The 9,013-nt window shown below is 59.6% G+C and carries 9 protein-coding genes and 1 pseudogene; 8 read left to right on the forward strand and 2 right to left on the reverse strand.

The features are described from left to right. Positions 1 to 93 precede the first annotated feature (93 nt). Positions 94 to 627 (forward strand): annotated as a pseudogene (locus H043_RS30735) (PAAR domain-containing protein); the annotation flags it as partial. 173 nt (positions 628 to 800) lie between these two features. Next, positions 801 to 977: a hypothetical protein gene (locus H043_RS30740; protein ID WP_256214329.1), complete on the forward strand. Its 177-nt coding sequence runs from the start codon at positions 801 to 803 to the stop codon at positions 975 to 977. A gap of 8 nt (positions 978 to 985) precedes the next feature. On the opposite strand, the gene H043_RS0118620 is transcribed toward H043_RS30740, so the two are convergent. Next, positions 986 to 1,759, reverse strand: coding sequence for a hypothetical protein (locus tag H043_RS0118620; protein ID WP_027613115.1), 774 nt, complete (start codon positions 1,757 to 1,759; stop codon positions 986 to 988). A 457-nt stretch (positions 1,760 to 2,216) separates the two neighbouring features. Here H043_RS0118620 and H043_RS0118625 point away from each other — a divergent pair, with 457 nt between their 5' ends. Further along, positions 2,217 to 2,576, forward strand: a complete 360-nt coding sequence (locus tag H043_RS0118625; RefSeq protein ID WP_007968533.1) for a hypothetical protein — start codon at positions 2,217 to 2,219, stop codon at positions 2,574 to 2,576. Between the two features lie 265 nt (positions 2,577 to 2,841). Here the strand turns inward: H043_RS0118625 and gspI are convergent, their stop codons facing one another. Next, positions 2,842 to 3,216: a type II secretion system minor pseudopilin GspI gene (gene gspI / locus H043_RS0118630; protein ID WP_027613116.1), complete on the reverse strand. Its 375-nt coding sequence runs from the start codon at positions 3,214 to 3,216 to the stop codon at positions 2,842 to 2,844. 149 nt (positions 3,217 to 3,365) lie between these two features. Between gspI and gspG the strand changes: the two genes are divergently transcribed. The 5 genes from gspG to gspD are packed head-to-tail and all read left to right on the forward strand — an operon-like array spanning position 3,366 to position 8,886. Beyond that, on the forward strand, positions 3,366 to 3,824 hold the full coding sequence (gspG, locus tag H043_RS0118635) for a type II secretion system major pseudopilin GspG (RefSeq protein WP_027613117.1): 459 nt from the start codon (positions 3,366 to 3,368) through the stop codon (positions 3,822 to 3,824). Between the two features lie 8 nt (positions 3,825 to 3,832). Then, positions 3,833 to 4,786 carry a type II secretion system minor pseudopilin GspK gene (gene gspK, locus H043_RS0118640; protein ID WP_027613118.1) on the forward strand — a complete coding sequence of 318 codons (954 nt, stop codon included), beginning with the start codon at positions 3,833 to 3,835 and terminating at the stop codon, positions 4,784 to 4,786. Beyond that, positions 4,783 to 5,967, forward strand: coding sequence for a type II secretion system protein GspL (gene gspL, locus H043_RS0118645; protein ID WP_027613119.1), 1,185 nt, complete (start codon positions 4,783 to 4,785; stop codon positions 5,965 to 5,967). The genes gspK and gspL overlap by 4 nt, the downstream gene beginning before the upstream one ends. After that, complete coding sequence (gene gspM / locus H043_RS0118650) at positions 5,960 to 6,508, forward strand: type II secretion system protein GspM (protein WP_027613120.1); 549 nt, start codon at positions 5,960 to 5,962, stop codon at positions 6,506 to 6,508. The genes gspL and gspM overlap by 8 nt, the downstream gene beginning before the upstream one ends. Next, positions 6,505 to 8,886, forward strand: a complete 2,382-nt coding sequence (gene gspD / locus H043_RS0118655) for a type II secretion system secretin GspD (protein WP_027613121.1) — start codon at positions 6,505 to 6,507, stop codon at positions 8,884 to 8,886. Before gspM ends, gspD begins: the two co-directional genes overlap by 4 nt. Positions 8,887 to 9,013 lie beyond the last annotated feature (127 nt).

Here is a 9,013-nt window from a genome sequence, read left to right on the forward strand (position 1 = left end):
TTTGCGGTGCTGAAAAGGGAGCGAATTTATTTGCACAGGAGGGTTTCTGATAGAGTCCGCACTCGTTCAATCCGCTGACAGGGAGTCAAGCACATGGCAAAGCCTGCCGCACAAATCACTGATCCAACCTCCTGCCCGATGCCCGGGCATGGCCCAAAAGCCATCTCATCAGGATCTCCCGACGTGTTCTTCGACGGCCTCGCTGCCGCCCGTAAAGGAGATACCTGTACCTGTGGAAGTGCTCTTGTTTCGGGTGTTTCCGCTACGGTGTTCATCAATGGCAAAAACGCTGCTCTGATCGATACCACGGGTTCGCACGGCGACGTTGTGATTGGTGGTTCGGGGACAGCCATCATCGGGGATTCGCATACCCCGGCACCTTTCATTCCTCCTTTACCTCTCGCCATTCAGAAACGATTCGGGCAGTCGTTCAGTGTTACCGACAGTGAGACGGGTAAGCCGTTGGCGTTTCGTGACTACGTTGCGACGGTCAATGGCGTCGAGGCCAAAGGCGTCACCGATGCTGATGGCATCGCACACATCAAAACGCCGACGTCCAATGCCCAAATCTCACTTCACATCACGTTCAATGTCCCAGCTCGAACGCTTCATGAATTTTCGGAGAAACAGTCATGGCCGCCAGTTTTGCGACACAGGCAACTGCTCAGGAGATTAAGCCAGGCGAGTTCATGTGCCCTATACCGGTGGCTGTGAATGATCGAGCGGCTACTCGTGAGGCGATAATCAAACGGGTTCGGGATTTGGAGGTCACGTTTGTCGAGCGCTCGTCCTGGAAAGCGATGAATGGCAAGAAGGACATGGTCAAGGATTGGGACTACACCATGATCGCTTTGCACCACGCGGGCCGCAGCCATAGCTGCACTCCGGGTGCGGAGCAGATGAAAGGACAAATGGGGACAGATTTATTTTCGAAAGATAAATCCGTCTCTATTTGTCTTGTGCGTTTTTCCAAATGACTCTGAGTTCATATAGGGGCTGGAGTACAAATTATTACACGATCAAGGTCGTAAAGATCAGCCTCTGTAGATACCTTGTTCTTTTCAAGCAGCACCTGCTTCATCCAAGGTTCTAGTCTTTTGATTTTTCTGGTGAGTTCTTCCCTGCTTTTTTTACCAGGTGGGTTTTCATACACGGAGAGCGCGCACCCGGAGTAACCAGCAAGGGCTTCGTTAACAAAATTATTATCTTGACGTTGTTTGTATGCGGTATAGCTAGCGTAAGCGCTCAACGCGATTGCTAGTGTGCAAACAACTGGTAAACTGATAAGTAATATCTTCGAAGATAGATCGGGATAAGCTTGGGCCATCGCCCTCTTGCTCATGAATTTCGTGATTAGTTTTCCATCAACGAGAACTTGGTCCACGGAAAAGTTTTCGTCCACATTAAAAAGCTCTATTTCGATGCTCTCGTTGGGGGGAGTGTCGTAAAATACGAATTCATTGTTTTCACTGTCGTGCTCCCATTTTACAGGTACGCTCCGGCGTCCATAGGAGACCTTGGGTCTAAATTTAAAGCTACCGCTGTACAGAACTCGAAATTCAGCCTTTGAAACACCTGAGTAGTTGTACACGACCAAAGCAGAGCCGGTGATAGTGCTATCGAATTTTGCTTGCTCATCGCTAATTGCTTCCAATATCTCCTCAGGAAGAGAAAACCCATAGGGTCCAATAAACTTCCAGCCAACAGCCTCCGGTAGTTTTTCTCCCAGATTTACCATTGCAAGTAACTGATCAATCACGACGAGATCCTTTTAAGTCAGAAGATATATGCGATGCTCTTACAAGCTAGAGTCAGGAACTTAGAGCAACGCCTGTGTTTTTATCGGCGGGAGCGGTGAAAATCTTAAAGGCACGCAGTTGAGCTAATCGCTCACGCCGACGTTTAAAAATACATTTCCAGATACTCACTCAGGCTACACATCCTTGCGCCTTTGCCTACAGCTACGCCAGAATCCGCCGGCTTGTGCGCCTTGGGGGCGGGTTCTATTGTGGTTCGGTCGCTGAATGTTCAGTGACCGGGTTTAGCAGCTCGCCAATTTTCAAGGCACGCAGGTTCCGCCATAACGTTATGGTGGCTTTGCGTGGGGCACTTCGGTGCGCCGGGATCCTTGAGCCTGGTCTGCTAACCCGCGTAAAGCCGCCACCTCTTCGTTTAGCAGCGATGGCTGTCGGCTCCATTTCTCAAGGAGCTTCACCATGATCAAACCTACACCCAACCCACCCGAAACCGCGTCGGTTTCCCCCTACGAATCCATCGATTCCAAAAAACTCCACGAAGCTGCCGACCGCGCGCTCGACCATTACCTCTGTCCGCCCGGTTCCACGCCGCCGCCACGTAAACACCGTGGGATGTATGCGGTGACGGCGGACAACAAAACCGAAGAGCTGCTGGTGGATGCCAGTGAAACACTCGCTTCGGCCAAAACTCTCGCGCAGAACATCGCCAGCTTGTTGCCGGTGTCGCAGCGTCACGCGCTGGCGGGGATTGCGCAGTTGATTATGCTCGGGGAGTTGGCGGTGAATCGGGCTTTGGATAATTTGCAGTTGCCGGGGTGATGCGGGTGTCGGGATCACCTGGTGTTCATTCTGGCGCCTTCGCGAGCAGGCTCGCTCCCACAGGGTTTTATGTTGGTCGAAGATTTTTCGTACGACGTTGGAGTCTGGGGGAAGTTGGCTTGTCGGCGATGTGATGGTGCATGCGCACATTCCGTTGCCTGAGATGTTTGTGTAGGAGCTGCCGGAGGCTCGGGCCGCGATCGGACGATCTTTTCATTTTGGTTTTAAAAGATCAAAGTCAAAAGATCGCAGCCTTCGGCAGCTCCTACAGGGGGCGGTTCAGTAGGGTTTCCAGGCGGGCCAGGGGTGGGGCGTCCTGGTTGCGGTTGAAGACCTGGATGCCGACCTTGAGCAATCGGCCGTTTTCGGCTGTGGCGATTACCTGCTCACACCGCAACAACAACCGCCCTTGATCACAATCAACAGCTTTCACACCGGTCGGCAATCGACCTTCCAGCCGCAACTCCGCCATGCGTGTCTGCGCCGCAATCATCGCCACCGAGCGATCCCGCAGAACTCCGCTGCTTTGGGTCATCAACCCCGCCACGCGCACAGCCGCCGACATCGCCACGGCAATGATCGCCAGCGCCACCAGTACTTCAATCAGGGTGAATCCGTTTTCTCGGGAGCGCGTAGGCATATAAGGCCCAAAACCCAAACTCAGCCCTCGACCCTAACCCCCCGTCCTTGACGGCTTGACGACGAAAACTCCCGAGGATTTTCAACATCCCTGACATATCTTCTTGCAACACTGCGCGTCGAATCGAATCAAGCCAAGGGAATGTCGAGATGGATATCGCGCAGTTCAAACAGCCCGGACGACCGAGCCGGATGCCCCGTGGGCAGCAGGGTTTTACCCTGATCGAGATCATGGTGGTGGTGGTGATTCTCGGGATTCTGGCGGCGATGGTGGTGCCTAAGGTGCTCGACCGGCCGGATCAGGCGCGGGCCACGGCGGCCAAGCAGGATATTGGCGGTTTGATGCAGGCGCTGAAGTTGTATCGCCTCGATCACGGTACTTATCCGAGCCAGAGTCAGGGTTTGAAAGTGCTGGTGGAGCGGCCGGCGGATGCGAAGAACAGCAACTGGCGTTCGTACCTGGAGCGTTTGCCGAATGACCCGTGGGGTCGTCCTTATCAATACCTCAACCCCGGCGCGAATGGCGAGATCGATATCTTTTCCCTCGGTGCCGACGGTCAGCCTGACGGCGACGGTGTGAATGCCGATATCGGTTCCTGGCAGCTGTAAGGCCGGTGATGAATAGCCAATCGAACCAGCAGGGGATGGCGATCATCAGTGCGCTGTTGATTGCGGCGGTGGTCGCGGTGATTGCGGCGGGGATGTTGACCCGGCAGAGCGTTTCGACCCGCGCGCTGGAGGCGGATCAGCAGCGCGTGCAGGGGCGCTGGGTGTTGCACGGCGGTCTGGAGATCAGCCGACAATTGCTCTGGGATGCGCGGCAGCGTGATCCGTTGACCCGGCTCGATCAGCCATGGGCGCAGCGCTTGAATGCGCAGGGTTTCGACGGGCGGCTGGAGGATGAGCAGGGCAAGTTCAACCTGCGCAATCTGGTGGCCAACGAGCATGTCGATGAGGCGCAGGTGCAGGCGTTTCAGCGGTTGTGCGAGTTGATCGGCATCAGCGCCGGGTTGAGTCAGCGCATCAGTCAGCGGGTGATCGGCTCTTATCCGTATCTGTTGAATCCGCAGATTGCCGAAAACACCGCGAGCAAAAACGCCTTTGACAGTGGCCGCGCCACGTCGCCGAATGCGTCGCGCAAGCCGCAGAATCCGAAGTTGCCGATGCTGCGCAGTGTGGATGATCTGCGCAGCGTCGAGGGTGTGAATGAGGCGGTCATCGGCAAACTGGCGCCGTACCTGACGGTGATTCCGGCGACCACCTGGCTCAATGGCAATACCGCCACTGCGCCGGTGTTGGCCGCGTATGTGCCGGGGTTGTCGCTGGAGCGGGCGCAGGCGCTGATCAATGAGCGCGATGCCGGGCGCTGGTTCATCAACCGTGGCGATTTTGTCAACCGCTTGCGCATGCCGAATCTGGAGCTGACCAGCGTCAAGGTCGGCATCACCAGCGACTGGTTTCGCCTGCGTGGCGAGGCGCGGCGTGATCAGCGTCGGGTCAGCCTCGATGCGTTGTTGCACCGCAGCGAGGATCGTCTGCCGCAAGTGATCTGGTCGCGGGTGGGCGTATGAGTCAGTTGCGTGTGAGTTTGCCGCCACTGGCGGGGTTGAGTCTCGACAGTGAAATGGACTGCGCGTGGCTGGATCGGCAGGGGCAGGTCATTCGTGAGCAGCGCCAGACTTTTAGCCAACTCGGGCAGTCAGCGAAGCAGCCAGCGCTGAGCGCTTTTCTGCACCCGGCGGACAGTCTGTTGGCGAGCATCGAATTGCCGCCGCTGCCAGCGAACAAGACCGCAGCGGCGGTGCAATGCGCGGCGCAGGCCTTGATGCTCGGCGACTGCAATGACATGCACATCGCTCACAGTTCGCGGGATGAAGCGGGGCAGGTGCAGATTGCCTGGGCGCCGCGTCAACGCTTGCAGCATCTGGGGCAATTGCTGAAGCAGGCCGGGCTGAATCTGCGCGGTCTGTACCCGGCGGCGTACCGCTTGCCGGTGCTGCCGGGCACGGTGGCTTGTCGGCAGGACGGCCATTTGTTGCTGCGCGAAAGCGTGCAGGTGGCGCGGGTGCAGCCGCTGTTCGACGAGGAGATTGGCGATTGGCTGCTGAGCTGCGGCACGCCGCTGCACTGGATCGGTTCGACGCCACCGCCGGATGCGCAATTGCCGATGGCCGAGGCGCAACGCTGGACCGGGCCGTTGCCCGGTTGGGGCCTGCAGGGTGCGGTGCAACAGCAGCGCAGCGAGCATCGCGGTTGGGGCCGGGCGCTGGGGCTGTGCGGATTGGCGGTGGCGGTGTGGGTCATCGGCTTGAACCTGTATGCCGCCCGCGAAGCCAGTCAGGGCCAGCAGCTCAAGGCGCAGATGGCGCAACGGGTGAAGCAGGTCTTTCCCGAGTTGCCGGTGATCCTCAATCCGCTGCAGCAGGCGCGTCAGCAATTGGCGGCGCGGCAGAAGGGCGCGGCGGAGGATCCGGCGCAACCGTTCAATCGGCTGGTGTTGCAGGCCGGCAGTGGCATGCCGTTCATGGCCGGCACGGTCGAGCGCCTGACGTTTGTCGATGGCACCTTGCAGTTGAGTCTGCTGGCCGATGCCCGGCGCGGCGCCAATGACAAGGACAAGGATTGGCAAGCCGCATTGGCCCAAGTCGGGATCAGTGCGACGGCTGATGATGAAGGCTGGCTGCTGCGCCCGAGCGACGAAGTCACCACTCCCGATGAAAGCACCGACGACAGCGGAGCAGAAGATGAATAAGGCATCGCTCGCGTTGTACCGCGCCCGCTGGCAGGGTTTCAGCGCGCAGCTTCAGGCGCGTTGGCAAGCGCTTGCCCTGCGCGAAAAACGCATGGTCGGCGGCATGGCGGTGGTGCTGCTGTCGCTGTTGGTGTGGGTCGCGCTGATCCAGCCGCCGCTGAAAAAAATCACTTACTGGCAAAGCGAAACGCCGAAGTTGCGCGCGCAGACTGAAGCGCTGGAAGTGCTGTTGCGCGAGGTCAGCGTGCGCCCGGACGGGCAGAGCCTGGCGCAGTCTCTTGAACAGACGCTGCAGGCCAGCGGCCTGGCCGGGCACTACCAGTTGCAGGCCGGGGAGACTGGCGCCTGGCAGCTGACGTTCGACGCGGCGCCGGCCGATGCAGTGCTCGACTGGCTGTTGAGCAACCCGGCACAACTTTCTCTGCAAGTGGTCGAGGCCCGTCTGCAACGCGCCGACAACGCTTCGACCGAAGTCACTGCCGGCACATTGTCAGGCACCGTTCGCATGGATCAGGCGCTGGGCGCTAAGGAAGCTTCATGAAGGGGTCAGGATCCAAACCGGCACGTCTGGCGTTGCCGATGCTGCTGATGGCGTTGAGCGCGTGCAGCAACACCACCACGCCGCCGAATCAGCCGCCGTTGCTGGTGGACAGCGAACTCGGCCGCCCATTGGCCAACACCCAGCGCAGCGGTGATGCGCTGCTCGACCGTCAACGCGCCCAGGCACAAACCGCGCCGCAACCACGGCAGATGCACAACATCACCGAGCGCGCACGCAGTGGCGGCGCCCCACGCGGTAGCACACTGCCGAGCAATCCGCTGGGCGAGCAGCCGGTGACGCTGAATTTTGTCGATGCCGATATTCAAGCGGTGGTGCGCGCGTTGTCGCGTTCAACCGGCCAGCAGTTTCTGGTCGATCCTCGGGTCAAGGGCAGCCTGACGCTGGTCTCGGAAGGTCAGGTACCGGCACGCCAGGCTTATGACATGTTGCTCGCGGCGTTGCGCATGCAGGGTTTCAGCGTGGTCGATGTCGGCGGCGTCGCCCAGGTGGTGCCGGAAGCCGATGCGAAACTGCTCGGCGGGCCGATCTACAGCCCGGACAAACCCGCCGGCAACGGCATGCTCACGCGCACCTTTCGCCTGCAATACGAAAACGCGGTGAACCTGATTCCGGTGCTGCGCCCGATCGTCTCGCCGAACAACCCGATCAATGCCTACCCCGGCAACAACACCATCGTGGTTACCGATTACGCCGAGAACCTGACCCGCGTCGCCCAGTTGATCCAGACCATCGACACCCCGAGCGCGATCGACACCGACGTGGTGCAGATTCAGAACGGCATCGCCGCCGACATCGCGCCGATGGTCGCCGATCTGCTCGACGCGCCGGGCAACGATCCGACGCAGAAAATCGCGGTGATCGGCGACCCGCGCTCCAACACCATCATCATCCGCGCCGGCAGCCCCGAGCGCACCGAGCTGGCGCGCAATCTGATCTACAAACTCGACAACGCGCAGAGCAATCCGAGCAACCTGCACGTGGTTTATTTACGTAACGCGCAAGCGGCGAAACTGGCGCAGGCCTTGCGCGGACTGCTCACCGGCGAGAGCGACAGCGGCAACAGCGACAGTGCGCGCTCGGTGCTCAGTGCCATGGGCAGCAACGGCAACAACAATGGCGGATCGAGTGCGCAGAGCGGCACGCAAACCAGTGGCAACACTTCGACCACGTCGAGCACGGGCAGTACTGGCGGCAGTTATGCCCAGGGCAGCAGTTCGACCGGCAGCGGCGGCAGTCAGGCCAGTGAGCAGAACGTTGCGTTCAGCGCTGGCGGGGTGACGATTCAGGCTGATGCGACCACCAACACCTTGCTGATTTCTGCGCCGGAGCCGTTGTATCGCAACCTGCGCGAGGTCATCGATTTGCTCGACCAGCGCCGCGCACAAGTGGTGATCGAAAGCCTGATTGTTGAAGTTGGCGAGGACGATGCCAGCGAATTCGGCGTGCAGTGGCAGACCGGCAATCTCGGCGGCAAAGGCGTGATCGGCGGGGCGAATCTTGGCGGTTCGGGGATCAACCTCAACGGCAAGACCAGTCTCGATGTGCTGCCCCAGGGTTTGAACCTCGGTTACGTCAACGGCACGGTGGACATCCCCGGCATCGGCAAGATCCTCGACCTGAAAGTCTTGGCCCGAGCCTTGAAGAGCAAGGGCGGCACCAACGTGCTATCGACGCCGAACCTGCTGACACTCGATAACGAAGCGGCGAGCATTTTTGTCGGCCAGACCATTCCGTTTGTCAGCGGCAGCTACGTGACTGGTGGCGGCGGGACCAGCAACAACCCGTTCCAGACCGTGACCCGTGAAGAGGTGGGTTTGAAGCTCAACGTGCGGCCGCAGATTTCCGAGGGCGGGACGGTCAAGCTTGATATCTATCAGGAGGTCAGCAGCATCGACGAACGCGCGTCGGCCAGCGCGACGTCGGCGGGGATCGTGACCAACAAGCGCGCGATCGACACCAGCATCCTGCTCGACGACGGCCAGATCATGGTCCTCGGCGGCTTGCTGCAGGACGGCTACAGCCAGAGCAACGAAGCGGTGCCTTGGCTGGGGACGTTGCCGGGGATCGGAGCACTGTTTCGCAACGAACGCCGGGCGATCACCAAGACCAACCTGATGGTGTTCCTGCGCCCGTACATCATCCGTGACAGCGAAGCGGGGCGCAGCATCACCCTCAACCGCTACGACTTCATGCGCCACGCCCAGGGCGGGCTGCAACCGGAACGCAGCTGGGCGATGCCGGACATGCAGGCGCCGCAGTTGCCAACGGCGGCGCAGGGGGTGCCGAGTCCGGTTCCGGCTTCGGGACCTCGCGCGACGATCAAAGCGGTGCCGATCGAAGGGAGTACACGCTTTTGAATCCGACCCTCAATCTGAGAAGTAAACCTGTGGTGAGGGGATTTATCCCCGATGGGCAGCGAAGCGGCCCCAAAACCTATGCACGCGGTCAGTCAGATGTATTCGGATATCAGGTTTCGGGGCTGCT

The organism is Pseudomonas sp. URIL14HWK12:I6 (assembly GCF_000514195.1).
Taxonomy (GTDB): Bacteria; Pseudomonadota; Gammaproteobacteria; order Pseudomonadales; family Pseudomonadaceae; genus Aquipseudomonas; species Aquipseudomonas putida_A.

What these genes read in the sequence shown, in the direction of transcription:
- gspK (WP_027613118.1), top strand. Translation starts at nt 3,833, where the DNA reads ATGAATAGCCAATCGAACCAGCAGGGGATGGCGATCATCAGTGCGCTG.
- H043_RS0118625 (WP_007968533.1), top strand. Translation starts at nt 2,217, where the DNA reads ATGATCAAACCTACACCCAACCCACCCGAAACCGCGTCGGTTTCCCCC.
- gspG (WP_027613117.1), top strand. Translation starts at nt 3,366, where the DNA reads ATGGATATCGCGCAGTTCAAACAGCCCGGACGACCGAGCCGGATGCCC.
- gspI (WP_027613116.1), bottom strand. Translation starts at nt 3,216, where the DNA reads ATGCCTACGCGCTCCCGAGAAAACGGATTCACCCTGATTGAAGTACTG.
- gspL (WP_027613119.1), top strand. Translation starts at nt 4,783, where the DNA reads ATGAGTCAGTTGCGTGTGAGTTTGCCGCCACTGGCGGGGTTGAGTCTC.
- gspD (WP_027613121.1), top strand. Translation starts at nt 6,505, where the DNA reads ATGAAGGGGTCAGGATCCAAACCGGCACGTCTGGCGTTGCCGATGCTG.
- H043_RS30740 (WP_256214329.1), top strand. Translation starts at nt 801, where the DNA reads ATGAATGGCAAGAAGGACATGGTCAAGGATTGGGACTACACCATGATC.
- gspM (WP_027613120.1), top strand. Translation starts at nt 5,960, where the DNA reads ATGAATAAGGCATCGCTCGCGTTGTACCGCGCCCGCTGGCAGGGTTTC.